Raw genomic sequence first — 24,415 nt, forward strand, 5'->3', positions numbered from 1 at the left:
TGAGGCGATTAAGGATTTTGAGGGTACGGGCATCGGGCTGATGGAAATCAGCCACCGTAGCAAAGAGTATGACAAGGTGGTGGCGGATGCCGTTGCGTTGTTCAAAGAGTTGTTGCACATTCCCGATGGGTATTCGGTGATTTTCTTGGGTGGCGGCGCGAGTTTGCAGTTTTGCATGGTGCCTTTCAACCTGTTGGAGAAAAAAGCCGCTTACCTCAACACCGGTACGTGGGCAAACAAAGCGCAAAAAGAAGCCAAACTGTTTGGCGAAGTTATCGAAGTGGCATCCTCAAAAGATGCAAACTACACGTTTATCCCCAAAGGGTACACCATCCCACACGATGCGGATTATTTCCACATCACGACTAACAACACGATTTTTGGCACCGAAATTCACGCTGATTATGACAGCCCAGTGCCAATGATCGCTGATATGTCGTCCGATATTTTTTCGCGCCCGATTGATGTGAAAAAATACGGGTTGATTTACGGTGGGGCACAGAAAAATTTGGCACCTGCGGGGGTTACATTTGTGATTGTGAAAGACGAATTGCTGGGCAAAGTCACACGTCCGATCCCTACAATGTTGGACTATCGCACACACATCAAAGAAAATTCGATGTTCAACACACCGCCTGTATTGCCGATTTACACCGCTTTGCAAACCTTGAAATGGCTAAAAAGCATCGGCGGCGTACCCGAAATGTACAAACGCAACAAGGCAAAAGCAACCTTATTATATAACGAAATCGACCGCAACAAGCTGTTCAAAGGCACCACAGCCGTAGAAGACCGCTCGCTGATGAACATCTGCTTCGTGCTGAACGACCAATACAAGGACTTGGAAGACGAATTTTACAAATTCGCCACCGCCAAAGGCATGGTTGGCATCAAAGGACACCGTTCGGTCGGCGGCTTCCGCGCTTCGTGCTACAATGCGTTGCCAATTTCTGCGGTTGAGGCATTGGTGGCGGCGATGCAGGAATTTGAGAAAGCACATTAACAGCAGATGGAAAATATCTTACGCACCGAAAATTTGGTTAAGAAATATGGTAGCCGCACAGTGGTTAACCATGTGTCAATCAACGTGAAACAGGGCGAAATCGTGGGTTTACTGGGTCCGAATGGAGCCGGTAAAACCACGACTTTTTATATGACCGTGGGGTTGGTGACTCCTGACGAGGGCAAAATCTTCCTTGACGACCTCGAAGTAACAAAATATCCTGTCTATAAGCGTGCCCAAAACGGCATTGGCTATTTGCCGCAGGAGGCGTCCGTGTTCCGAAAAATGTCGGTAGAAAACAATATCCTTGCGGTGCTGGAAATGACCAAGTTGTCGAAAGACGAGCAAAAAGAGAAATTGGAATCGCTGATTGCCGAATTTGGGTTGGGCAAAGTGCGCAAGAATTTGGGCGACCAACTGTCGGGCGGCGAACGGCGGCGCGTGGAAATAGCCCGTTGCCTTGCCATCAGTCCGAAATTTATCATGCTCGACGAGCCGTTTGCAGGCGTTGACCCGATTGCCGTGCAGGATATTCAGCAGATTGTGGGCAAGCTCAAACACAAAAACATCGGCATCCTCATCACCGACCACAACGTTCACGAAACGCTCAGCATCACCGACCGCGCCTACCTGCTTTTTGAGGGCAAAGTCCTTTTTCAGGGCAATGCCGAAGAATTGGCAGCCAACCCCATCGTGCGCGAAAAATATCTCGGAAGGGATTTTGAACTGCGCAAAAAAACGCTGTAAAATCAAAAAACGGTGCAACACACAGTTCAGACACCATTATAAATCAACTCCGGATCCAAAATATACCGCCCTCTGTCGCACCTGATAAATGCCAATTTGCAGTAGGGCGAGTCTTTCGTGACTTCGTGTAGTGCCATGACACTGTTGATGTAGGTGCGCTTTTTGCGGTAGGGCGGCAGTATTTCGTCCGGTATCAGGGCAGCCAATTGCTCAAGGTCGTTCATGTCGAAAATGCCAACTTCGCCAAGTTCCGGACGCGTTTCGTGGACTGCTTTGTATGTTTGACTGTCCTGCTTATTGCGTAATAGCAGGATAAGGAAGAACAACATAGTGTGTGCACTGATTTTGAACAACCTGCCACCGGCTTCATATTCAAGGGTTTGCGGTTTCAGCTTGTCCCAAAAACCTATCAACAGTTTGTCTTCTGCCGAAGCGGTTTGCTTTTGTGCGTATGTTTGCCTTTGTTTTGAGTTTTGTATTTGTTTTTGTTTCTGAATTTTCGTTTTTAGATAGGTATCAAACAGGCAATCTAATGCAAAGCGGTTGCGACTGTCGAGCAATGTTCGCGAAGCACCTTTGGATAAAAATTCGTTGAGCAACTCAATTTGTCCGTATGTTGCGGCGAGCATAAGTCCCGTTGAGTTGTCTTCAAGGGCAAAGTCGGTGCCGTATTTTTGGGTGAGCGACACCACTTTCGCCTTATTCCCCAAGCGGATGTGCTTGTCGTATTCTTTGCGGTCGTTGCGGATTTCTTTCATAAACAGGACGGCACGCTGAAATTGCAGTTTGGCTAAGGCATCTATCCAATCGTATTGGCGGTGATTGACAGCATATTGGAACAACTGTTTGCGTTCTTTTTTCACCTCCGCTTCCTTTTTGGCGGGGTCGAGAGCGAGGGCTTTGATTGTTTCCAATTGCTCCTGGCTGATGTATTCGTAGCCCAGATATTTGGCGCGGATTTGCTCTGCTTGCTCATATTTGCCCTGCTCTTCGAGGCGGTTGGCTTCGTCTAACCACTCTTCTGTGGACGATTTCACTTCTTTTAACTGAATTTCCGCCTTCGTTTCCTGCATTTGCAGCAGTCGCAGAGCCGGATGGTCGGCACGTTGCTCAAAGATGTAGATATTTTTGACGGCGCGCGTGATTGCCACATAAAACGAGTTGATGTAGAATTTGTAGATTTCGGCATCCTTGTCGTGCTTGTCGGCGGCGCGATTGTAGCGCAGGGCATCCTGTTTGAGGTCTTCGGCGGTAACACCGGCAATTATTTCCCGAAACTCCGCCTCATGGGTGGACACAAAATCGGTGAGGATAACATTCTCATATTCAAGCCCTTTAGCTTCCTGCACACTGAATATCAGCGGCGTTTTAAAGAATCGGCTTGCCTGCGCCTTTTGCTGATTGGTTGGGACGATGACCGCAAATTTAGTGCTGTTTTGCGTGCGCCGGTTCAGTTCGTTTTTCTTTTTCTCATCGTTGGCATAGAGCAGCACTTCCCCGTGGTCGGTGCTCACGGTGTCCACAAGGTAATTGCTTTCGCGGTCGATGGAGCCGAAGCGGGTGTTTTTGATTTTCAACAGATTGTTGCTTAACTCCACCACATTCAGGCTGTTGCGATAGTTCGTTTGGAGTATCTTAATCTGGTTGTCCTTTGTGTCGCCCGTTTCATAAAAATAGGTCTTTATCTTGCTCCAAGAGAAGAAGTTAGGGTGTACAATCTGGTTGCTGTCGCCGGTGAGGATAAAATGCGATTTGTCTTTCAACGAAGCCAGAATGCACTTCAACTGAATGTTGGTGATGTCCTGCACCTCATCCACCATGATATAGTCGTAATAGGGTTGCACTTTCTGCAAATAATTGTAACACAGCATATTACTGTCATACAAACGTTCCTCTTTCAACCACTCCACATATTTGAGAAAAAGAGGATAAAGCCGCTCCCGCTCCTGTAGCGAAAAAATGGACTGCTTAACGCCCAAATCCATATATTCCTCGCGCGAGAGCCACTCCGTATGCACCGGAGAGCCGGTGATGACACCCTTAAACTCCTCATAAACGCGATACGGCTCATTGATTTTAACCGCCTGCGCATGGCGCGCAAACCACCGCTCAAAGTCCTTAAATTCCACCTCGCGACCTTCGGGCTTTTGCCAAAGAGCCAAATAATCTTTCAGCGACAAAAACTCTGTCTCCTGATTTTCATTGTCATAACCAAGTGAGTAATAGATACTTGACGCATTATCGACCAAATATTTAGACAGCGAAATATAGGCGACATTGCCATGCAAACTTTTCAGTTTTTCCAACACCAGCGCAGTTTTCCCGCTACCGGCAGAGCCAACGATAATCAACGGCAACTGTAGCCCATAGACGTCCTCCTGAAAGCGGTCGAACGAAATAAATTTGTTCAGCGTATGAATTGCCTTATTGCTCTTGTTGAGATAGGTGAGTGCGACAGCCGTCTTATCCGCCTCAGTTTCAGGCGATTCTATCGCAACAAAATGGTCTTCGTCAATACTCGCCCCGCGCAAAAATCGGCTGTGAGCATAGTTGTGGTCTTTGATAACTTCCAGCAAAAGGACATATTTCTGCTGCTCGTAGGTGACAAAATTAAACAAAAGGCGGTCGCGAATATCCAAACGCGCCCGATAAAATCCGGAATTTTGCATCTTTTTCACATCGGCACTCTTGAAATCGCCCGTCTGCAACTGTTTAAGCGTTTTAGCAAACGTTTTCTCAACCGATTTGATGTCTAAGTCGTTGTGATATAGTATGTCAAACATTTTTAAATAATTATCAATTATCAGTTAGCAGTTACCAGTTATCAGTTACCAGTTACCAGTTACCAGTTACCAGTTATCAGTTTGCAGTTATTGGTAACTGGTAACTGGTAACTGGTTTGTAGTTGTTTATGCATCGCTGCTGCTGCTTTCCTGCCATCGCCCATTGCCAAAATCACCGTTGCACCACCTCTGACAATATCGCCACCGGCATACACTGTCTTCAAATCGGTCTGCAAAGTATCCTGATTGACGATGATGGTTCCTTTTCTACTCACTTCCAGACCTTGAAACTCACTTGGAATGAGCGGGTTAGGCGACACACCCACCGACACAATCACTTCATCCACCTCAATGGTTTCTGTGGCACCTTCAATGGGCACGGGGCTGCGCCGCCCCGAAGCATCCGGTTCGCCGAGTTCCATTTTTTGAAGCACCATCGCTTTCACTTTGCCTGTGTCGTCGCCGATGTATTCAACTGGATTATAGAGATTTAGGAAGATGACACCCTCCTCTTTGGCATGTTTGACTTCTTCGATACGGGCAGGCATTTCTTCTTCCGAACGCCGATAGACAATCATCGCCTGCTCAGCACCCAGTCGCCGCGCCACGCGCACCGAGTCCATCGCCGTGTTGCCGCCGCCAATCACCGCCACGCGCTTGCCCAACCACACAGGCGTATCTGCCTCAGCCTTACGAGCTTCCATCAGATTGACACGCGTGAGATATTCGTTGGACGACAACACCCCGTTCAAATTCTCGCCCGGAATGTGCATAAAATTAGGCAATCCGGCACCACTGCCAACAAAAATACCTTTAAAACCCATCTCATCTAAATCGCTCTGCGAAAGCGTTTTGCCAATAATGCAATTTGTCTGAAAAACCACCCCAAGTTGCCTCAAATTCTCAATCTCCACATCCACCACCGCATTAGGCAAACGAAATTCGGGAATGCCATATTTGAGCACCCCGCCAATCTCGTGCAAAGCCTCAAAAACAGTCACAGCATACCCCAACTTAGCCATATCGCCGGCAAATGATAGCCCTGCAGGACCGGAGCCGACCACAGCAATCTCCACTTGATTGTCATTGCGGGCTTGACCCGCAATCCCCTGTTCTACATCGCTTTGCAGTCCAACATTCGGCTCCTTTTCAGGGGATTGCGGGTCAAGCCCGCAATGACGGTCGGCATCAGCAGCAAACCGCTCCAAATACCCAATCGCCACCGCCTCTTTCTTCAATTTCAGAAAAGTGCATTGGCTTTCGCACTGCTTCTCTTGCGGGCACACGCGACCGCACACTGCCGGCAATGCCGATGTGGCTTTCAGGGTTTTTGCGGCTTCGGGGAGGTTGCCTCGCTCGATGTTTTTGATGAACGTTGGGATGTCGATTTCGACCGGGCAGCCCGCCATGCAGGGGGCATCGGGGCAGTCGAGGCAGCGTTTGGACTCCTGTAACGCCTGTTCAACAGTCAAGCCACAGTTGACTTCCTCAAAATTGCGACTGCGCACATCCGGTGCCAACTCAGGCATTTTCACGCGCGGAATATCGGTGCGCTCTTTCGCTTTCATGCTCTTGCGCAATTCTTCGCGCCAAGCCTCACTTCTCAGTGATGTAATATTTTCTGTATTTGCCATTTTTAATTGATATTTTAAAAGTCTGTCATTGCGGGCTTGACCCGCAATCCCATATTCTACACTACTCTGTTGCCCAACATTCGATTCCTTTTCAGGGGATTGCGGGTCAAGCCCGCAATGACAAATCGTAATTTTGAATTAATTGTACGCTTTTGAGCGTGAAATCATCTCGTCAAAATCCACTTGGTGGGCATCAAATTCGGGACCATCCACGCAGACAAATTTTGTTTGCCCGCCCACCGATATGCGACACGCACCGCACATGCCCGTTCCGTCCACCATAATCGTGTTCAGCGAGGCAACCGTTGGCACATTGTATTTTTGTGTCAGCAGCGACACAAATTTCATCATCACCGGCGGACCAATCGTTACGCACAAATCCACTTTTTCGCGTTGGATAACTGCCTCTACACCATTGGTTACCAAGCCTTTCTGTCCGTAAGAACCATCATCGGTCATCACAATCACCTCATCCGAAAATTGTCGCATCTCGCGTTCCAAAATTATCAAATCTTTGTTGCGCGCCGCCAAAACCGTAACAACCTTATTGCCCGCTTTGTGCATCGCTTCTGCAATCGGCAGCATCGGAGCCGTGCCCACGCCGCCACAGGCACAAACAACTGTGCCGAACTTTTCAATATGCGTGGCTTTGCCCAGCGGACCCACCAAATCGGTGAGTTCGTCGCCCACATTCAGTGCACAAATGTGGCGCGTGGATACGCCTACTTGCTGGATAATCAGCGTGATAGTGCCTCGTTGCGCATCCGCCTTGGCAATGGTGAGGGGAATGCGTTCACCCTGCGCACCCACGCGCAGGATGACGAAATGCCCCGCTTTCCGCGCTTTCGCAATCAGCGGTGCCTCCACTTCCAACTGCACAATATTTTCGGAGAGTGCGTCTTTTTTTAAAATTTTATTCATTCGTACGTGTTTTTTAATTTTGAGCGGCAAAATTAGTCATTTTTTTTCAAAAAATTGGGCTATCACCTCAGGAAAATGCGCATATTCCAATGCGTGCACTTTTGCGGCAACATCATCCGCCGTATCGGTCGGCAAAACGGGACAGCGTGCCTGAAAAATGATTGCCCCCTCGTCGTAATGCTCATTGACAGAGTGAATTGTGATGCCGCTCTCGGTCTCGTGATTGGCAACCACCGCCTCATGGACGTGTGAGCCATACATCCCTTTACCTCCAAACTTCGGCAAAAGGGCAGGATGAATGTTGATAATGCGGTCAGGAAATGCCTGCAGCAGGGTGTCAGGCACTTTCAGCAAAAAACCTGCCAACACAATGCCGTCAATGCCGTATTGCTGCAACAACCGCAGCACGGCACCATTGTCAAAGTCCGCCTTGCCAAAAGTGAACGACGGCACACCCAATTTGCGAGCGCGCTCATGCACAAAAGCATCCGCCTTATTGCTCACAATAAGCGGAAATTCAATGAGTTGCACATCATGCCGCGCGCGAAAACAGGCGATGATATTTTCGGCATTAGAGCCGCTACCGGAGGCGAATAGTGCGATTTTCATCTCTCCACAATCTGCAACAAATTTCCCTCAATGTCCAAAAAATTGCGGATGCGCCCGCCTCCTACTGCTTCAAACTCAGCTGTTTCCCAGTGCACTTGGTGCTTGTCTAAGGCTGCTACTGCTTTGTCGAAGTCGCTTACACGCAGGGCTAAGTGCGACCAGCCTTTGGTGCTTACGGTTCGCGTCGGGGGCGGGGTGCCGTCTTCCGGCATCATTTCGATGTTGGTGCCGTCGGGGGCTTTGATGATGAAGATGGGCTTATCTGTCTGTGCTATAAGCTCGTAGCCTAACACATCGCAGTACCATTTTGTTAATGCGACCACGTCTTTTGCTGCCAATGCCGGGTGGTCAATTCCAAGAAATACCTCTTTCATGACTTTTATTTTCAAAAATTTCTCGCAAAGGTAGTCTTTTTTGTTTAAAATAGCCTAATTTTGTCCCGATTTTAAAACTCACACATATTATATGTATCATCGCGAAATAAAACCCAAAAAAGGGTTGGGACAGCATTTCTTAAAGGATTTGACTGTTGCAGAGCGCATTGCGGGCACGCTTGTTGGTTATTCGGAACTGCCGATTTTGGAAGTTGGTCCGGGTACGGGTGTGCTGACGCAGTTTTTGCCGATTGAGCAAACCACTGTTGTTGAACTCGATACGGAGTCGGTTGCGTATTTGCGGGCGCATTATCCGCTTTTGAAGGAGCGCATCATCGAAGACGATTTCTTGGCTATGGATTTGGACAAACTTTTTGCGGGGCAATTCTGTGTGATTGGCAATTTTCCTTACAATATCTCCAGCCAAATATTCTTTAAAGTGTTGGAACACAGGGACAAAATCCCTTGCTGTGCGGGGATGTTGCAGAAAGAAGTGGCGGAGCGGTTGGCTGCCAAACCGGGCAGGAAAGCATACGGCATCATCACCGTGCTGTTGAATGTGTGGTACGACATTGAATATCTGTTTACCGTTGAGCCTGAGGTGTTTGACCCGCCTCCCAAGGTGCGTTCGGGGGTGATTCGGATGACTCGCAATGCTCGGACGGCACTTCCGTGCGATGAAGTGCTTTTCAAAACAGTGGTCAAAACAGCCTTCAATCAGCGGCGAAAAACGATGCGAAATTCGCTGCAATCGCTGGTTGGAAAGGGCAATGAACTATCTGAACAGCCTATTTTCGACAAACGTCCCGAACAACTGTCGGTCGAGGAATTTATTGATTTGACCAATCAAATTACTATGTTAGAATGAGTTACTATCAAGATTTAATGTTTTTTAACGCTTTCATTTCTAATTTATTGAAAATAAAGCAGTACCTTTGCGCCGTTGTAATAAACAAGAGCGATTTGAAACGATATGTTGGTGCATTGATAGGAGTTTTTTGGGTGGTTTCTGCGGATATTTATTCACAGGAAACGCCTTTGTTACAACAAGATACGGTCTTTGTAAAGCATGATAGCCTGACTCTTGGTGATAGTGATATTAGGACTTTTGATGCCGGTGTTAAGCCATTCGCGAAATCGAAAAAGTCATCTTTTAAGCCTAACCCTACGACAGCGGTTATATTGTCGGCTGTTTTGCCCAGTGCGGGGCAAATATATAATGGAAAATACTGGAAATTACCGATTGTATATGGCGGAATTTTGGGGTGTATGTACGCCATCAATTGGAATAGCACGCAGAAAAACAATTATCAAGATGCCTACACAAGTTTTACGCAAGGCAATCTGGCGGATGATGCGGCATGGCGGGCATACAAATACTATAGTTATCCCGATGACCCTGCGGAGTGGACAGACCAACGGCGCACAAGTTTCACAAACTCTTTGCGGTCGAAGCGGAATTTTTATCGCCGCCAATGGGAATTAAGTTGGATAGTTACGGTTGCCGTTTATGGGGTTTTCATGATAGATTCGTATGTGGATGCCAAGTTGTTTGCATTTGATGTGAGTGATGATTTGAGTATAAATATACAGCCGACTTTTTTTGAAAAGACGGTTTACAATCCGGCTACAGTTGGTTTGCATTTGAGTTTAAATTTTTAATTTTAGAATAATGAAAAAGCAATTTTTGATGTTATGTGTCTTGACGGGAACGCTGAGTGTTTTCGCCCAAGAAAGGACTGATTCCGTGTATGTGGACCGTCTTTCCAAGCTCAACAATGTGATTGAACTTCCTTATAATGAGGTGGTTAGAAGATGTATTGATGGCTATGTGGGCAGACGAAGCGACCAGGTTGAACGGATGCTCGGATTGGCAGAGTTCTATTTTCCGATGATTGAAGAATCGCTGGACAGAAACGAGATGCCGCACGAATTGAAATATCTGGCAGTGATTGAATCCGCCCTCAACCCGAATGCGCAGTCACGCGTGCGGGCAACCGGCTTGTGGCAATTTATGCTGGGAACCGGCAAAATATATGGCTTGGAAATCAACAGTCTGGTGGATGAACGCCGCGACCCGCAAAAGGCAACCGAAGCCGCTTGCAGATACCTGAAAGACATGTATCTGTTGTTTGGCGATTGGACGTTGTCTATTGCCTCCTACAACTGTGGTGCCGGAAATGTGCGCAAAGCCATTGCGCGTGCCGGTGGCAGAACCGACTACTGGGACATTTATCCCTATCTGCCTCGAGAAACGCGCATGTATGTGCCGCTGTTTATCGCCGCCGCTTATGCAATGAATTATGCTGATATGCACAATATTAAAGCCATTGCACCGTCCATTCCGCTGGATGTGGACACGGTTATGGTGACAAAACAGGTGCATTTTGACCAGATTGCTGCCGTTTTGAACGTCAATAAGGAGGTGATTGAGATATTGAATCCGCAGTACAAATTGGGAGTTATTCCGGGGCACACACAGCCTCGTGTGTTAAAATTGCCTTCTCAGGCTGTCTATGCCTATATTGCCAACGAGGATGCCGTAGTGGATTTCAATCGGGATTCCATTTTTACCAACCGCATGTTTGCCGGAAATTTCAGCAATTCCACGATGAATGCGCAGAAAAAGAAGTATCACAAAGTGAAACGGGGCGAAACACTGGCAAGTATTGGCAAAAAATATGGCGTAGATGTTGCAAGTATCAGGCGATGGAACCGTTTGTCTGCCAAGACCACAGCGATAAATCAGGGTAAATCATTAGTCATTTACACCAATGAATTGCCGGCTGCACCACCTTCTTATTTGGCAAAAGTGGATTACAAACCGTCCACAGATGCTGCTGCAACGCCAACGCCAACACCAATGCCAACGCCAACGGATGAAGAAACTGTTGCAGTTGCAGAAGCAGTTGTAGTTGCAGCTGCAGATGTAGAAGCAGTTGTGGATGTAGATGCGGATGCGGATGTAGATGTGGATGAAGATGGCGAACCGGTTTTGAATCAGGAAGATTTGGCGGAATTGGAAGCGCAATCGACCAATGAAGTTAGCAGTCAGGTATATGTCGATGTGAAGCCCCATAAAAGCAGCCCACAGTCGCCCATCATTTATCACGTAAAAGAGGGCGACAGTTTGTATTCCATTGCCAAACAATATACAGGTGTTTCGCACAAAGATTTGATGGAGAGCAATCAGCTCAAAACATCTGTGTTAAGAATAGGGCAAACGCTTCGCATTCCGGAAAGGTAATTACTGCCGCTTTGAACGCTATTAAAAATTCACTGTCAATCCGATGCCGTTGGCGACAGGATGCAGTGAATATTTTATTTTTGCTGCATTGCCGCCATTCAAAAGTTGGTTGAAACTGCCGCCGACAGATTTTCCGATGGCATAGCCCATCAAGGCACCCGCAAAAGCTTCCGAGAGCCAATGTGAAAACGACGAAACGCCCAATCCGACACATCCGGCGTAGATAAACGCGCCCCGTTTCACCCACACATCGTCTGGATAAAGTTCCGCCAAAGTGGTAGCCATCGCAAACGCCACAATGGTGTGGCTGCTGGGCCAACCCGAAAACACGCCGCGCTCCATAAAGCCAAACGCCCAATCGCGGCTGTAATCCTCTGTGTCGCTGTATCGGGTGGGGTAAATGTGATGTTCCAGAATGTTTGGTGCCCGTCGTCCGGTGAACGCCTTGATTGAAAACGAGATACCTACGCCCAACATTGCCGATTGCGCCAATGCCAAGCCGGTTACTTGCAGTTTCGCGTCGTCGTGCTTTCGCCCGTAGAAGTACGCGCCCACAGGAGCCGCCACAGGCACGAGATAGCCCATTGCGCCAAAAGGCGTGCCCGCATAAGCCATCCACGCATTGTTGTAAGCCAGCCTGTTCCACTGCCAATCAATGCCGCTCTCCACCAAACCATACGTCCCCAATGCCGCAGCAGCATAATTCAGCCCGTAATTGTGAGTGAAACTGTGCACCACATTGGGTCCCAACTTGTAAAACACCTTGGACAGCGGCACAATTTGCGAATTTTGTGCCGACACGGCCAAACTTGCACTGAGTAAAGTGCTGAAAATAAATTTTTTCTTTGCGTTCATATTGTGTTATTTTAGAATGATTTTAATTGATTTATGCAATAATTGACTTTATCAACTTTATAGGTAAATTTTTTTAGATTTTTCCGGCATTATTTTTCAAGATTGCAAGCACTTTTGAGAAAGTTTCTATATCCTGTTCATTGACGCCTTGCAGGAGCAAATGAAACAACTCATGTTCTTTATTTACAATGGTTTGCGTAATTGCTTTGCCTTTCTCTGTGACAGTAATAAGATTTTTTCGTCGGTCGTGTTCGTCCGCTTTGCGTTGCACCAAACCTTTGTTTTCGAGCAAATCAATTTGGCGCAATACCGCCGATTTGTCTTTCTTCGCCATTTCAGCAATATCCTGCTGAATAACGCCCTGATGAAAATACGCAATCATCAATATGCCGAAAGCCTCCTCCGGAAGTTCGATTTGAAGGTCCGACAAATTTTTTCTGAAAGCCTGTTCAATGGCTTTCAACGTTATCGCCAAGTTTAGCGACAGGGGTAATTTCTTTGCATTCATTGTAATTGTTTTTTTTGACGACGCAAAGGTATGAAAATTAGTTGATATATGCAACTAATTTTCCCCATTTAAAATATTTCAGCCGCTCATTTGTCTTCCTAAATGGAAAGAGAAGTGAAATTTTTAATAATTATCAGAATGAATACAGTTTATATTGTAGTTGGAAGCGTGTTTTTGCTTTGGTTCGTTCACGGACTTTGCCGTCATGCACGCGGGAGAAACAGGGTTATCCATGTGATTGATGGCAACTGCACCGGATGCGGGCGTTGTGTCAAGCGATGCCAACACCATGTGTTGGAATTGGTGAAGGATGAAAACGGGACACATGCCGTTGTGAAACAGCCCGACCGTTGCTCCGCGTGTGGGGACTGCCTGCCCAAATGCAAATTCAGTGCGTTAAATTTCGCTAACACCCTACTATCGTAACGGTTTTCCCCTGCACCATTTCTGTTTTAAGATAAATTTTGGCATCCCAATCTATATCGGGGCGGCGGTCGAAAATAATCAGCCAACCCTCTTTGGCACCTACTGTGTCCATATAGTTGATGAGTTGGGCGTAGCTTTTTTCTTCGGTTTTGGAGCTGTATCGGAGTTTCAGTTCGATGGGGTATTTTTGTCCTTCATATTCTACGCACAAGTCCAAACGGTCGCGACCGGCGGCAAATTCGCGGACAATCTGCCCGCCGCCGTTGACAATCCGTTGCAGAAAAGCCTGCAAAATCAGGTGAGGTGCCGCTTCTTTATAGTCGAAACGTTCGACCCATATCGCACTGTTTTCGCGCCAAAAGGCTTGAAAATCCTGCATCAGATAAATCATGTCGATACGCCCGTTTTTCAGATAGCGGGGCATTTGGTAGGGATACTTCTCGCTGCACAAATCTTGCTGTGAATCGGCACTTAAAGTACGCAGAATTACTTCGGCATAAATAGGATTTGCCGGTGCTACCAGCCCCGGAGCTTCCCGAATCAGGCCAAGGTCTTTGGTGTAGAGATAGTCGTCCGATTGCGTACTTATTTTCTCTATGTCGCCAATGATGACCGGCTCCATCACCCGCCGCACGCGCTCCTCTTTGAGCCGTTCGAGCAGGCTGTCGATATGAGTGTCGCGCCGCAGGATGATGGTTTGGATGGCTTCTTCCACCAATTCTGCCGTCACCGGCTTGGTATAATCGGATTGGAGCGTTTCTTCAATCACCTCGCATGCAATGGCATTAACCAACCATGGCTGTCCCTGCGTTTGCTTGAGAACCAAGTCGATAGCTTCTTGTTCAAACACTTGTCCTGTTTCCGCAGTATGCTGTCCGTACAATTCTACTGCCTCCTCTTTTGTGAAATTGCTAAAAGTCAGTGCTTTTTTAATCACATTAAACGGACTTGCGCTGCCAAGCGACTCGCTGTCGGGACGAATCCGTGCTTTGAAGTCGCGAATGTTGCGCATACCCACCAAGGCTATCGAATGGACAAACGGGGTATTACCGCGCGTAGTGTAGCCGTCTCTCAATTGCCGAAGGAAAGTAATCAATGTACCCTCACTCAAGCAGTCGGCTTCATCGAAAAAGATGATAAGCGGCTTGTCTGATGACATACAAAAAACAGTCAACTCATCAACCAGCACACCGGCATAATTGCTGTAGTCAGCATCTTTGGCAAATGTTTCTCCTTTGGGTATGTTCGAAAAGCGAAATTTTGATTGCATCCGCTTGACTATCGCCGGAATGCCTTCTTTCGGGTCAATAATACCCTGCGCCGCTTCCAATGAGCAGTAAAGCGCATAATACTTGCCCTCGCTATTGATGCGGTTAACCAAATCAAGCAGCAACGTGGTTTTGCCGCTCTGCCGCGGAGCGTGAATCACAAAATACTGCTCCTGCTCAATGAGTTCTCTGATGCCCGACAAACGCGATGAAGCCTCTATCATATAGTGCTTCGCTTCGTCGCAGGGTCCTGCTACATTAAAATATCGTGCCATAATTCAATTTTTTGGCAAAGGTACGCATTTAAAATGACTTTTACCATTTTTTTTATACCAAATTGCAATTCCGGTCGGGAGCCGCATCCTTTATCTCTTCGGATACAGTTCGCCGCTGCCTCCATTGTTCCATGAGGTAAGTACGGCTCTCACCTTGCCGAGTTGCGCTTCCACCAGATTGTATTCATTTTGAGCAGAATGTTGTTCGATGCTGTAATAGCCGGTATATCCTACATCGCGCAAGACTGCCAAGCGTTTTGGCAGGTTGATGTCCTCGCAGCAATCCCATGGGATATGGGTGTGACAGACATATTTAGCTGCGGCTTTTTCGACGGCTAAATTCTCTTCATAGCTGCCACACCATCCGCCGAAGTGCATACAAATGCCGAATCCGGGATGGTCAACCGCCTTAATCAGTTTTTCCATGTGTGTCCAGCATCGTGCGGGTCCAAAATGCACCTCTGCTCCTACTTTGAAGCCATTGTCGTGTGCATATTGCGCCAGTTCCTTGTAGCGCTTCACTATAAAATCGAACTCCTGATTCGTCCATCCATCCTCATCTTTGCGATCATTGTACATTGGAGGTCCCGCATCGAAGCGAACAAAACCGACTCCCCACAGTTTGGCTATTTGCATATAACGGTCTTGCAAAGCGCGAAGTTTAGCGGGGTTATCATTGCCCGCGTGCATGACATGCGCACCGTCCACTGCAATGTTGGGCACAAATAACTGCTCGTTTTTGAGGGTGGTAGCCACTTTATTGATGAAATTATCCTCCGTACTGGTAATCATTCCATTCCAGAGGTCTGCTGCACCTAAATGGTAACGATATTTGCAGGTTTCAAAGAAATGGAAAATGTTCATCATTCCGGCAAGCATCAAGCCGTGAAACGAGTAGGAAAGCATAGATATGCGCAATGGATTGGGCGCATTGAGGCTGTCTGTCAATGCCGACGTGGCGGCAGTGGCGGCAGTAGCGGCAAAAGGCGATGCCATCAAAGCAGTGGCGCCTAATGCGGATTGTTTTAAAAAATTTCTTCTTGTTGTCATTGTATGTACTTTTTATTTATTATTATTATTCATTTATATTTATCATTAAATTTCCCATCCTTGGCGGATATTGCGGGTAAGCAATTTGTTGGCAGCCTCATCATTGGTGATGGTGCGTGTTGCCGGATTATACTCCAATTTCTTCCCGTTGCTCATCAGTGATACAGAGCCAAGATTGAAGGTTTCATTTACTTCTTTAGCCTTTTCAAATGCTCCAACTCCTTTTCCCTTGCCACGGCAGCCATCTATCCAGCCTTGCAGCCAGCGTACAGTGCCGTCAGCCAATATATCTTCCGGCTTGTCAGGCATGGGATAGCCTTCCATATTGGCGTATTGCGATGCTTGTTTCCCGACGATTTTCGGATTTTCCCGAAAGAACCCCGATACGATAGCGCCTTTTTCGCCAACAAACATCATGCCTTCAATAGGCAGGTCGTAGCCTTCGTATCCTTCCGGCATTTGCGGTTTCATGCCGCCATCATGCCATTGCACGATAATTTTGCCCGAACCGTCCTTATACGGAACGTCAAAGCGATAGGCAGCCGCCAACGGGTAGGAATAGTTGTTCACAACGAATGAGGGCACATTGTTTTTCAGCCCGACCACACGCGAGAAACGTGTGCTTGCAGAAATGGCAGAATCCAACTTAAACGCATCAAACACCGGCAAAAGGCTGTAATATCCCATATCGGCAATAGCGCCTGCGCCAAACTCGTACCAGCCGCGGAAAGTGGCATGGGTGTAATGTGGATGATAGTCGCGCATCTCGGCAGGTCCCAACCACAGATCCCAGTTGAATCCATCGGGAACGGGTGGTTTATCTGTCGGTATTTCAGGATATTGGGGCCATACCGGACGATTGCTCCAATTGTGTATTTCTTTGAGTTGTCCAATGGCTCCGGCATCCACCCATTTCTTTATCAAACCTATATTGCCCATGCCGGAAGCATTGAATGCCATCATGTGAGTGGATAGTTTGGAAGAGGCGGCAAGGTCGACCACCTTCATCGCTTCGGTCAATTTATTGCCCAAAGGCTTGTGCATGATGATGTGCTTCCCGCGTTTCAGGCAGTCAATAGCCTGATAAGCGTGCAAATGGTCAGGCGACATAATCTTTACAGCGTCCACATCCTTCACTTTGTCCAGCAATTCGCGATAGTCTTCAACGGCAGCAATCGTTTTCTTGTATCCGGGGAGGTTCTTCCGATAGTAGGCTTCAACGATTTCTTTCATAATGTTCCGCCCTCCCGGTATCCCTTTCGCGCCTTCCTTCCACGCAGGCTCATCAATAAACTTGCGCAATTGGTCACGCAAGCCGTTCTCGCTCCAATGGATATAGTCATAACTCTCTCTGTTGGGGTCTGCCACGCCTACAATTTCTATCGCCGGCGCCTTCAACAAGGCGCCCACTTCGGCTAAACCTTGAGTGCCGCAACCGATATGCACTAATCGGATTTTATCGCTCGGCGCGACCATCCCCTTTTTTTTAGCCGCAAAAACATGGCTGGGAATAACGGTAAGAGCACCAATGGCGGTTGCTCCGGCGGTAAGAAATTCACGCCTACTCATGGAATGAATTGGCATTTTCACTTGATCATTCATAACTTGATCGTTCATAACTTTATCTTTCATAACTTTATCTTTTATAACTTTATCTTTTATAACTTTATCTTTTATAACTTTATCTTTTATAACTTTATCTTTTATAACTTTATCTTTTATAACTTAACTCAATTTAGTCCATTCAAATTTTGCAATAGCCAAACCGACATCTTACCACTGCCTCGATGATTCCATGCGTAATAGGGTATCAATGAAAGCGTTACATCTTTTACTTGTAAACGTCCCGTTTCATTTTGGGCTAATAACTGCGCAGTCGTTTTTAACTGATGGATACCCTTTAGCAAATCCGGCTTGGTTTCCACCCTGATTTCAGGCTTTTGATTTATCACGACACTGAAAATATCAAAATCATTATCCGCCCATTCGGCACAATAAACAATGGGACCGCGTTCGATAGATATTTTTCCGCGGTCGGCTTCCACTTTGTCGTTGGCTTTCACTACGCGCGGTTCCATGTCGAAATGCACTTTCACCACATCGTCTTTTTTCCATTGACGGGAAATCGCGAAATATCCCTTCTCCAATTTGCTGTCCACCTTGGCGCCATTCACTGTTACCGTATAATTCAACTTTTTGCCGTCTGCATAACTGTACAAATCGCTGGGAACGACTTCGCCCTGCACCCAACCCGGTACACGCACTTTCAATGTAAATTGTTGTTTTGAACGCGGTGACACTTTAATATTAATGTCGCCTGTCCATGGATAATCGGTTGATTGGCTTACTGCTACTTTTTTACCTTCTACATCCAATACGGCATCATTGCCCATAAACAGGTTTACATAGAGGTCATTGTTTTTGACAGCATACACATAACCCGGCAGGGAAGGGATAAAACGGCTGACATTCGACGGGCAGCAGGAGCTGTCAAACCACGGCTGGCGGACAAGTGTACTTCCACGATTAAATTTGAATTTGCTATCCGATTCCAATGGATTGGGATAGAAAAATGTGCCGCCATCCAGCGAAACGCCGGAAATCAAACCGTTATACAAGGTGCGTTCCAGCACGTCGAAATATTTAGCTTCGCCATGCAACAGAAACAAGCGGTAGTTCCAATAAACATTGGCAATGGCTGCACAAGTCTCGTTGTAAGCCGTCAGATTGGGCAATTCGTAGTTATCGCCAAATGATTCGTGTTGATGACGGGCACCTATGCCTCCGGTAATGTAGAGTTTTTTCGACACCACATTGTCCCAAAGGCGGTCGATGGCGTGGATGTAAGCCTCATCGCCCGTGAGCGCTGCCACGTCGGCAATTCCCGAATACATATAAACGGCGCGTACGGCATGCCCAACGGCTTCGTCCTGTTCTAAAATAGGTTTATGCATTTGTCTGGTGAAGGCGTCGCCTTTTCGGGCAGTGTAACCCCGTTTGTCCAAGAAATATTTTGCCAAATCAAGGTATTTCTTTTCGCCCGTTACGACATACAATTTAGCTAATCCCATTTCTGCAATCTGATGACCCGGCACACGCGCTACCTGTCCCGGTTTATCGCCGATGGACCGTTCTACACAGTCGGCATAGCGGATGGCTATATCCAAGAAATTTCTTTTGCCGGTTGCCTGATAGTGAGCGATGGCGCTTTCCAGCAAATGTCCCAGATTGTAAAATTCGTGGCTGTATTCCTCCACTTTTGCCCAGCGCTCGTGACCTACCCAATCGTGCGGATGTTGCGGATTCATCGTTCGGGCGGTAAAAAGATAGCCGTCCGGTTCCTGTGCGGCGGCGACTATGGTGAGCACACTGTCGATGTATCGCACCAGTTTCTTATCCGGCCATGTTTGCATGGAATAAGAAGCGCCTTCGATGGTTTTATAGACATCCGTATCATCAAAAGAAAATCCTCCCACTTTATAGTCGGGGCTTGGATGGGCTGCCTTGTGGAAATTTTCATACCGCCCCGTTTCTTCACATTTGCCGAATGCCAAAGGGATAGTTACCTCGCGACTGGCGTTTAAGCGTTGTCCCCAAAATTGGTCGGTCACTTTCACCGACGTAAACGGTACGGGATTGATGGGATAACCGCTGCCTTTCGTTTGCGAAAATCCTGTAAGACAATACAATGTCAACAAGAATAGAATGATGCTATTTTTCATTTTTAATTCTCTAATTTATTTTTAATGTTTAGGAAAACCCAAGTCAGCACCGTCAAGAAATACAAGTCCGATTCGCTCCAGATTTCCGGTGCGACCGTTGTACCACAGCCGCCATTTTTTCTCTTTCGCATCGTAAATGACGAACGGTTTATAGCACGCCTCAGCGTCCCATCCGTCTGGGGTTGGCGAAATAATCGGATTCGTCGGCAGCCGTTCCCAATTTGTAATGCCGTCCTTCGAGCGCGCAATGCCGATACGGGCAAGATGTTCGTTTTCGTAACCTATGTAGAACATTAAGTACCAATCGTTGTGTTTGAAAACATGCCCGCCGGCAACTTTATGATGTTCCCACTCGGTGTTTTTATCACACGAAAAGATGGGATTATTTTTGTATTTCGTCCACACAAGACCATCCGGGCTTGTTGCGTAGCCGATAGCGTTCGGTTCGTATATCTCGCCGCCGGAGTACCACATCGTGAAAAGTTTGGCATCGGCATCCCATTCGACGTTCGGACACATCACGGCATGTTCTTTTTCCCAGCCTTTTTCCGGCACTAAAACGGGTTTGTCCGATTTCCTTTCAAAGTGAATGCCGTCGGTACTCGTTGCGTAACCAATCCACGAGCCGCTTTTCGACCAATCGTTGTACCAAACCTGACCGGTGTACCAAAGATGATACACGCCGTCCCGCTTAATAACGGAGGGGCGATTGATTTCATTTTCCCAACCTGAGTCGGGATTGGGAGCGAGAACGATTGTAGGCTCAGACCAATTAATTCCGTCCTTACTTTCGGTGTAGGCAAGCGACTTTTTCGGTCGCCACGAGAACCACATCTTGTATTTGCCGTCCTCTTGCAGCATCGCGATATCGAAACACGTGCCGAGGTCCGCGCCGCCGAGAACAGGATTGTTCTCATATTTCGTCCATTTTATATCTGCCCGACAAGACGACAGAGTGAACACGGAGAACACAAGCAGTGAAACTGCTAATAAACAATAACTTTTTTTCATTTCTTTAATAATTTATAATTTTAATATTTTTAATTTTTATCTTGCTAATCTTTTAATCTTATGAAAATCCCGGTTCAGACAATTTGTTCAATCCTGCAACCAACATCTTTTCCACTGAACGCTATCCCCAGCAGAATAATTTTCCGGTCAAGAAACGGCTCATAATACCGCTTCTCGCGGATTTGCGCGATAGCCTGGTTGAGCAAAGTTTCCAATTCCGTGGTAGCGTGATATTTCAACTCTACCACTATTGCCACTCCGTCTTGCTGCAACACGGCATCTATACGTCCCCGGTTGGTCATCCTTTCGCTTTGAATATTGAAACCCAGCATGGTCATCCACATTTGAAAGATGTTGTGATAAAAGGCTTCACTTGCTAAATTTTCCGCTTCCGCTTCCGCTTCGTCTTGCGCCTTGGATGGGAGTAAAGTGTAAGGAACATCGGCAAGCATGATACGCATATTATTTGTAAAGCCTTTCGCATCGAAATCAAGGATTTGTTGCAACATTTGTTGTCCAAGTGCCGACATTTTCGAAAGGGGGTAGTTGGTATATGCACTTAACAGATATTCCATCAGCGACTCCTTTACCTCCATATTGGGTACTTCCAATGTATATTGAGAACTTCTACCCACCCGTTGTTTGTTTTTGATGGTCAAGTAGCCGGTTTGAAATAACAGGGGAATATCTTCCAACTCATCAGGGTCGTAGCTGTTGAAAGCTGTCGGACCTGCAACTATCGGTTCCAATACGGTTTTAGCAAGACCGTGTTTTTTGAGACGATTGATGAGGAAAGTGGGCGTACCTGTATCAAACCAGTAATTGGAAAAGTCTTGATTGTCAAAAAACATTAGCGTGGAAAACGGATTGTAAACCGATGTCTTGCCATCCCAGGTATAACCATCATACCACTTGCAAATGTAGTAAAGCAAATTCTCCCTTGTTATTTCCAAATGAGATGCCGTTTCGTCAATATATTCCGCAAAGTTACGTTCCAGTTCTTCCTGTGTATAGCCACAGATAGAAGCATATTTATCGTTTAACGTAATATCTTTGAGACTGTTCAATGCTGAAAATATTGACACTTTTGCCACTTTTGTTATGCCTGTCATAAAAACGAACTTCAAATGGTTGTCGGTGGCTTTTAGCCTTTTATAAAAGCTTTGAAGAAATTGGCGAACACCATCCGCTTCAGGTTGATTCATTGTATCCAATATCGGGCTGTCGTACTCATCAATAAGTACAACCACTTTATTGCCTTTTTTACGATGCAATGACTCTATCAATTCAGAAAAACAATCGGAGGCGTATTCTGAAACAAGTTTTATTTTCTCTAATTTAGCCTGCCGTTTCAGAAATGTTGACATACTGCGTTCCATCTCTTCTTTACTATCGTGCTTGATATCTGTCCAATCTATTCGAATAACGGGATAGCGCTGCGTCCAATCCCATTTATCATAGATATAGAGACCTTCAAACAAATGCTGACTGCCTGTGTAAAGTTCCTCCAAGGTGCTGACAAGGAGCGACTTTCCGAAACGGCGCGGGCGTGAGAGAAACACGATGTTTGAACTTGTAAGTTGGAGTATTTCTTTCGTTTTATCCACATACAAACAACCTTCATCGCGTAACTTTTCAAACGACTGAATACCAATGGGTAAATTCTTCATGACTTCTCATTTCTAAAAATATCTGCAAAGATAATACAAAATTATTGAATTAGCAAATGTTTCTGTTTTTTTTTCAAAAAAAATGCTGTCTCAAACATTTGTTTGAAACAGCATTTTTCAATTTTTTATTTTTTGCCAAACACATGAATTTCTCCAAAGGTGGCATTAGCGAGTCCTCTGTTCATTTCTACCCTAAGCCATCTGGCATTAACCGGCGTTGGTAAATCTATCAGCGGTATTTGCCATGTGGTTTCATAAACAGGTACTTGATAGTCGTGGGAGGCGATTAATGTCCAAGTACTGCCATCGTTACCTGCGAAAACATCAACAGTCCGCAGTTCGGAGGGCCATTCCTCTACAAGGCGACCGTAAAACGCTAAAGAGTGTATTTCCTGCACTTCTGTCATGTCAATATTGAAGTATTTTAGCACATCTGCCCCGCTCCAGTTAAACGTATATGTAATCGGATTGGAATCAAGGATACGACTCGGATTGGAATCAACGCTATAACTCGGTGTAAGCATATTCGTTGATATTTTCCAGCTTGTCTTATCATATTCGCGTATAGCAACGCCACCGAGTTTACGGATTTCGTATTCGCTTAGTTTTAATCCGTAGAACTGAACATTGGCTACGTCCAACACTTCGTCTTCACCGTTATCATCGGCAAAAAGCAGACAGCCTTCCGGCAAGAGTGAGAAACGACCGTCAATATCCGCGGATGACAATCTTCCTTCCCTTATTCTGAGACCATCGGCATAATACATGTAAAAATTATTGGTAATATCAGCGACAAGAACAATGCGTGTCCAGCGACCGGCAGGTGTATGGAAGCCCGAAAAGCCCATTCTATCAGTTTGAAGACCATTTTCGGATACAGTCGCTGTAGTGCCGGTTAAAACACCTATTTTGCCATCGGCGTTGATGAATATGTCGGCATCCTGTGTTGGCGTACCGTATCCGTTGCGTGCAGAAAGGAGTGAATACGTCTTACCTGTGCCTGTTTCCGGTATTTTTACATCAAACGCTACGCTGTAAGTATTGACATTGGTGCCTCCGACAGGGAGAAGTCCGTGATTACAGCGCAGATAGCTGCCTTGTGGTATGCGGATAGCGCGGTCGGTGGCCGTTGGACCGGCAACGGATGTGATAGCGCCTCCCGTTTCAACGGCTACGAGTGCTATACCGCCGTTTTGGGCGGCCAACAGATTGGTGGGGTCGTCGAATGTCCACCAGCCTGTCATGTTTTTTGCGCGAATCGCTGTCATGTTGCGGCTTTGCTGATTTATGGTGGTAGATGATAGTCTGGGTGCTATGGTCCAATATACCCGAAACGGGTCGGCACGGTTAAAAGAGGCGATAAGCGCAGATGCGTCATTTTTTGTCATAAGATAGGAGTTACCCGTGCCGGCATCTATTGTTGGTCCATCACTGAAATTGGGATTTGAGGATACTTTCAGGTCATAGCCGGTAGCCTCATCTACCGCTACCCATGCAAATTCCAAGGGAAACTCAATCTCATCCGCATCAAACGTATAGAATTGTGCAGGCTTTTTGAGGAGGATTGCAGGAATTGCCGACGGAGAGATACGCAGGTTATAAGTCATTTCCCAGTCGATGCTGTCAATAATCGACACACCATTCATTTTGGGCACAATACGGGCTGTTATCTTGATAGGTATATCAACATTCTTGTTCACATTTTCGACAAGGAAACTCGGCAGATTGCCATTAGCACTGTCGCGTTGAACATGGTTGTCACGGTCGGTATATTCATATTTGTAGCGATACCACGAATACATATCCGACACTATGGGATTGCGCCATTCAACGGCCGCCGCCGCTGTCGATTCGACCACCGAGGGAGGTGTCACTGCCAAAGCGGAAACATCTTCGCTCGTAAACGGCGTTACCGATACCTCTTGCGCTATCGAGGGATTGCCATACTGGTCTTCGGTGAAAATCTTAAATTCATAGATACGCGGTTGGGTAAGACCTGTGATGTTGACCCACGAGCAGACACTATCAAATACCTCGCGCTTAGACTCATCACCGACCGTGTATTCAACGATGGTTTTCTTAGCTTTGCCCAAATACATTTGGGAAGCAGGCACGCGCCCTTGCGTCCCAAAGTCGAACTCCACCCGCTCGTAACCATACGAAACCGTCACGATGTCGAACCTTGCCGGATAAACCCGCTCTTCGGGAGAAAAATCCTTAATGTTGTCATATATATCCGAACAGGATACACCGACGAATGCCGCGAACAGCACAGAAAATAATTTATTTGCTTTCATAACTTTCATTTTTTT

General features: G+C 46.6%; 20 protein-coding genes. 6 read left to right on the forward strand and 14 right to left on the reverse strand.

Annotation, left to right across the window (positions count from 1 at the left end; genetic code table 11):
* Both serC and lptB read left to right on the forward strand, forming a co-directional pair.
* Nucleotides 1-1,003, forward strand: a 1,003-nt coding sequence (gene serC, locus ASC50_RS04835) for a 3-phosphoserine/phosphohydroxythreonine transaminase (RefSeq protein WP_056928771.1), incomplete at its 5' end; no start/stop codon positions are given.
* Between the two features lie 6 nt (nt 1,004-1,009).
* Nucleotides 1,010-1,750 carry an LPS export ABC transporter ATP-binding protein gene (lptB, locus tag ASC50_RS04840; protein ID WP_055432346.1) on the forward strand — a complete coding sequence of 247 codons (741 nt, stop codon included), beginning with the start codon at nt 1,010-1,012 and terminating at the stop codon, nt 1,748-1,750.
* Nucleotides 1,751-1,776: 26 nt separating this feature from the next.
* Here the strand turns inward: lptB and ASC50_RS04845 are convergent, their stop codons facing one another.
* From ASC50_RS04845 to ASC50_RS04865, 5 genes are all read right to left on the reverse strand, one after another.
* Nucleotides 1,777-4,533, reverse strand: coding sequence for a UvrD-helicase domain-containing protein (locus ASC50_RS04845; protein WP_055432347.1), 2,757 nt, complete (start codon nt 4,531-4,533; stop codon nt 1,777-1,779).
* 59 nt (nt 4,534-4,592) lie between these two features.
* The gene (gene gltA, locus ASC50_RS04850; RefSeq protein ID WP_055432348.1) at nt 4,593-6,167 is read right to left on the reverse strand and encodes an NADPH-dependent glutamate synthase; all 1,575 of its coding nucleotides are present in this window, start codon (nt 6,165-6,167) and stop codon (nt 4,593-4,595) included.
* Between the two features lie 138 nt (nt 6,168-6,305).
* On the reverse strand, nt 6,306-7,088 hold the full coding sequence (locus tag ASC50_RS04855; protein ID WP_055432349.1) for a sulfide/dihydroorotate dehydrogenase-like FAD/NAD-binding protein: 783 nt from the start codon (nt 7,086-7,088) through the stop codon (nt 6,306-6,308).
* Between the two features lie 36 nt (nt 7,089-7,124).
* Entirely contained in the window at nt 7,125-7,697 is a 573-nt protein-coding gene (gene purN / locus ASC50_RS04860) for a phosphoribosylglycinamide formyltransferase (RefSeq protein ID WP_055432350.1), read from the reverse strand.
* Complete coding sequence (locus ASC50_RS04865) at nt 7,694-8,071, reverse strand: VOC family protein (protein ID WP_055432351.1); 378 nt, start codon at nt 8,069-8,071, stop codon at nt 7,694-7,696. Before ASC50_RS04865 ends, purN begins: the two co-directional genes overlap by 4 nt.
* A gap of 91 nt (nt 8,072-8,162) precedes the next feature.
* On the opposite strand from ASC50_RS04865, the gene rsmA reads away from it, so the two are divergent.
* The 3 genes from rsmA to ASC50_RS04880 all read left to right on the forward strand — a co-directional run bounded on the left by rsmA (nt 8,163) and on the right by ASC50_RS04880 (nt 11,318).
* Complete coding sequence (gene rsmA, locus ASC50_RS04870) at nt 8,163-8,939, forward strand: 16S rRNA (adenine(1518)-N(6)/adenine(1519)-N(6))-dimethyltransferase RsmA (protein WP_055432352.1); 777 nt, start codon at nt 8,163-8,165, stop codon at nt 8,937-8,939.
* Nucleotides 8,940-9,034: 95 nt separating this feature from the next.
* Nucleotides 9,035-9,733 carry a DUF5683 domain-containing protein gene (locus tag ASC50_RS04875; RefSeq protein ID WP_158648459.1) on the forward strand — a complete coding sequence of 233 codons (699 nt, stop codon included), beginning with the start codon at nt 9,035-9,037 and terminating at the stop codon, nt 9,731-9,733.
* A gap of 10 nt (nt 9,734-9,743) precedes the next feature.
* Nucleotides 9,744-11,318, forward strand: coding sequence for a transglycosylase SLT domain-containing protein (locus ASC50_RS04880; protein WP_055432354.1), 1,575 nt, complete (start codon nt 9,744-9,746; stop codon nt 11,316-11,318).
* 21 nt (nt 11,319-11,339) lie between these two features.
* Here the strand turns inward: ASC50_RS04880 and ASC50_RS04885 are convergent, their stop codons facing one another.
* Together ASC50_RS04885 and ASC50_RS04890 are read right to left on the reverse strand one after the other, a co-directional pair.
* Nucleotides 11,340-12,173, reverse strand: a complete 834-nt coding sequence (locus tag ASC50_RS04885) for a phosphatase PAP2 family protein (RefSeq protein WP_055432355.1) — start codon at nt 12,171-12,173, stop codon at nt 11,340-11,342.
* 73 nt (nt 12,174-12,246) lie between these two features.
* Nucleotides 12,247-12,681, reverse strand: coding sequence for a MarR family winged helix-turn-helix transcriptional regulator (locus ASC50_RS04890; RefSeq protein WP_055432356.1), 435 nt, complete (start codon nt 12,679-12,681; stop codon nt 12,247-12,249).
* Nucleotides 12,682-12,819: 138 nt separating this feature from the next.
* Between ASC50_RS04890 and ASC50_RS06750 the strand changes: the two genes are divergently transcribed.
* Entirely contained in the window at nt 12,820-13,107 is a 288-nt protein-coding gene (locus tag ASC50_RS06750) for an ATP-binding protein (RefSeq protein WP_158648460.1), read from the forward strand.
* Here ASC50_RS06750 and ASC50_RS04895 read toward each other — a convergent pair.
* From ASC50_RS04895 to ASC50_RS04925, 7 genes are all read right to left on the reverse strand, one after another.
* On the reverse strand, nt 13,088-14,650 hold the full coding sequence (locus ASC50_RS04895; RefSeq protein ID WP_055432357.1) for an AAA-like domain-containing protein: 1,563 nt from the start codon (nt 14,648-14,650) through the stop codon (nt 13,088-13,090). The genes ASC50_RS06750 and ASC50_RS04895 overlap by 20 nt on opposite strands.
* Before the next feature lie 90 nt (nt 14,651-14,740).
* Nucleotides 14,741-15,700, reverse strand: coding sequence for a sugar phosphate isomerase/epimerase family protein (locus tag ASC50_RS04900; protein ID WP_082592097.1), 960 nt, complete (start codon nt 15,698-15,700; stop codon nt 14,741-14,743).
* 45 nt (nt 15,701-15,745) lie between these two features.
* Nucleotides 15,746-17,317 (reverse strand): Gfo/Idh/MocA family oxidoreductase, encoded by a 1,572-nt coding sequence (locus tag ASC50_RS04905; RefSeq protein WP_158648461.1) that lies wholly within the window; start codon nt 17,315-17,317, stop codon nt 15,746-15,748.
* 113 nt (nt 17,318-17,430) lie between these two features.
* Nucleotides 17,431-19,422, reverse strand: coding sequence for a glycoside hydrolase family 127 protein (locus tag ASC50_RS04910; RefSeq protein WP_055432360.1), 1,992 nt, complete (start codon nt 19,420-19,422; stop codon nt 17,431-17,433).
* Nucleotides 19,423-19,443: 21 nt separating this feature from the next.
* A complete protein-coding gene (locus ASC50_RS06915) occupies nt 19,444-20,433 on the reverse strand; it encodes a family 43 glycosylhydrolase (RefSeq protein ID WP_102134492.1) in 990 nt (329 codons plus the stop codon).
* A 74-nt stretch (nt 20,434-20,507) separates the two neighbouring features.
* Nucleotides 20,508-22,103 (reverse strand): ATP-binding protein, encoded by a 1,596-nt coding sequence (locus ASC50_RS04920; protein ID WP_055432369.1) that lies wholly within the window; start codon nt 22,101-22,103, stop codon nt 20,508-20,510.
* A gap of 125 nt (nt 22,104-22,228) precedes the next feature.
* Nucleotides 22,229-24,400: a discoidin domain-containing protein gene (locus ASC50_RS04925; RefSeq protein WP_158648462.1), complete on the reverse strand. Its 2,172-nt coding sequence runs from the start codon at nt 24,398-24,400 to the stop codon at nt 22,229-22,231.
* Between the last annotated feature and the right edge of the window lie 15 nt (nt 24,401-24,415).

Source organism: Candidatus Symbiothrix dinenymphae (assembly GCF_001431085.1).

Coding starts and splice junctions, on each gene's coding strand:
- ASC50_RS04890 (WP_055432356.1), bottom strand. CDS start 12,681: ATGAATGCAAAGAAATTACCCCTGTCGCTAAACTTGGCGATAACGTTG.
- ASC50_RS04880 (WP_055432354.1), top strand. CDS start 9,744: ATGAAAAAGCAATTTTTGATGTTATGTGTCTTGACGGGAACGCTGAGT.
- ASC50_RS06915 (WP_102134492.1), bottom strand. CDS start 20,433: ATGAAAAAAAGTTATTGTTTATTAGCAGTTTCACTGCTTGTGTTCTCC.
- ASC50_RS04855 (WP_055432349.1), bottom strand. CDS start 7,088: ATGAATAAAATTTTAAAAAAAGACGCACTCTCCGAAAATATTGTGCAG.
- rsmA (WP_055432352.1), top strand. CDS start 8,163: ATGTATCATCGCGAAATAAAACCCAAAAAAGGGTTGGGACAGCATTTC.
- ASC50_RS04895 (WP_055432357.1), bottom strand. CDS start 14,650: ATGGCACGATATTTTAATGTAGCAGGACCCTGCGACGAAGCGAAGCAC.
- ASC50_RS04905 (WP_158648461.1), bottom strand. CDS start 17,317: ATGAACGATCAAGTTATGAATGATCAAGTGAAAATGCCAATTCATTCC.
- ASC50_RS04925 (WP_158648462.1), bottom strand. CDS start 24,400: ATGAAAGCAAATAAATTATTTTCTGTGCTGTTCGCGGCATTCGTCGGT.
- ASC50_RS04900 (WP_082592097.1), bottom strand. CDS start 15,700: ATGACAACAAGAAGAAATTTTTTAAAACAATCCGCATTAGGCGCCACT.
- ASC50_RS04885 (WP_055432355.1), bottom strand. CDS start 12,173: ATGAACGCAAAGAAAAAATTTATTTTCAGCACTTTACTCAGTGCAAGT.
- ASC50_RS04845 (WP_055432347.1), bottom strand. CDS start 4,533: ATGTTTGACATACTATATCACAACGACTTAGACATCAAATCGGTTGAG.
- lptB (WP_055432346.1), top strand. CDS start 1,010: ATGGAAAATATCTTACGCACCGAAAATTTGGTTAAGAAATATGGTAGC.
- gltA (WP_055432348.1), bottom strand. CDS start 6,167: ATGGCAAATACAGAAAATATTACATCACTGAGAAGTGAGGCTTGGCGC.
- ASC50_RS04865 (WP_055432351.1), bottom strand. CDS start 8,071: ATGAAAGAGGTATTTCTTGGAATTGACCACCCGGCATTGGCAGCAAAA.
- ASC50_RS06750 (WP_158648460.1), top strand. CDS start 12,820: ATGAATACAGTTTATATTGTAGTTGGAAGCGTGTTTTTGCTTTGGTTC.
- purN (WP_055432350.1), bottom strand. CDS start 7,697: ATGAAAATCGCACTATTCGCCTCCGGTAGCGGCTCTAATGCCGAAAAT.
- ASC50_RS04910 (WP_055432360.1), bottom strand. CDS start 19,422: ATGAAAAATAGCATCATTCTATTCTTGTTGACATTGTATTGTCTTACA.
- ASC50_RS04920 (WP_055432369.1), bottom strand. CDS start 22,103: ATGAAGAATTTACCCATTGGTATTCAGTCGTTTGAAAAGTTACGCGAT.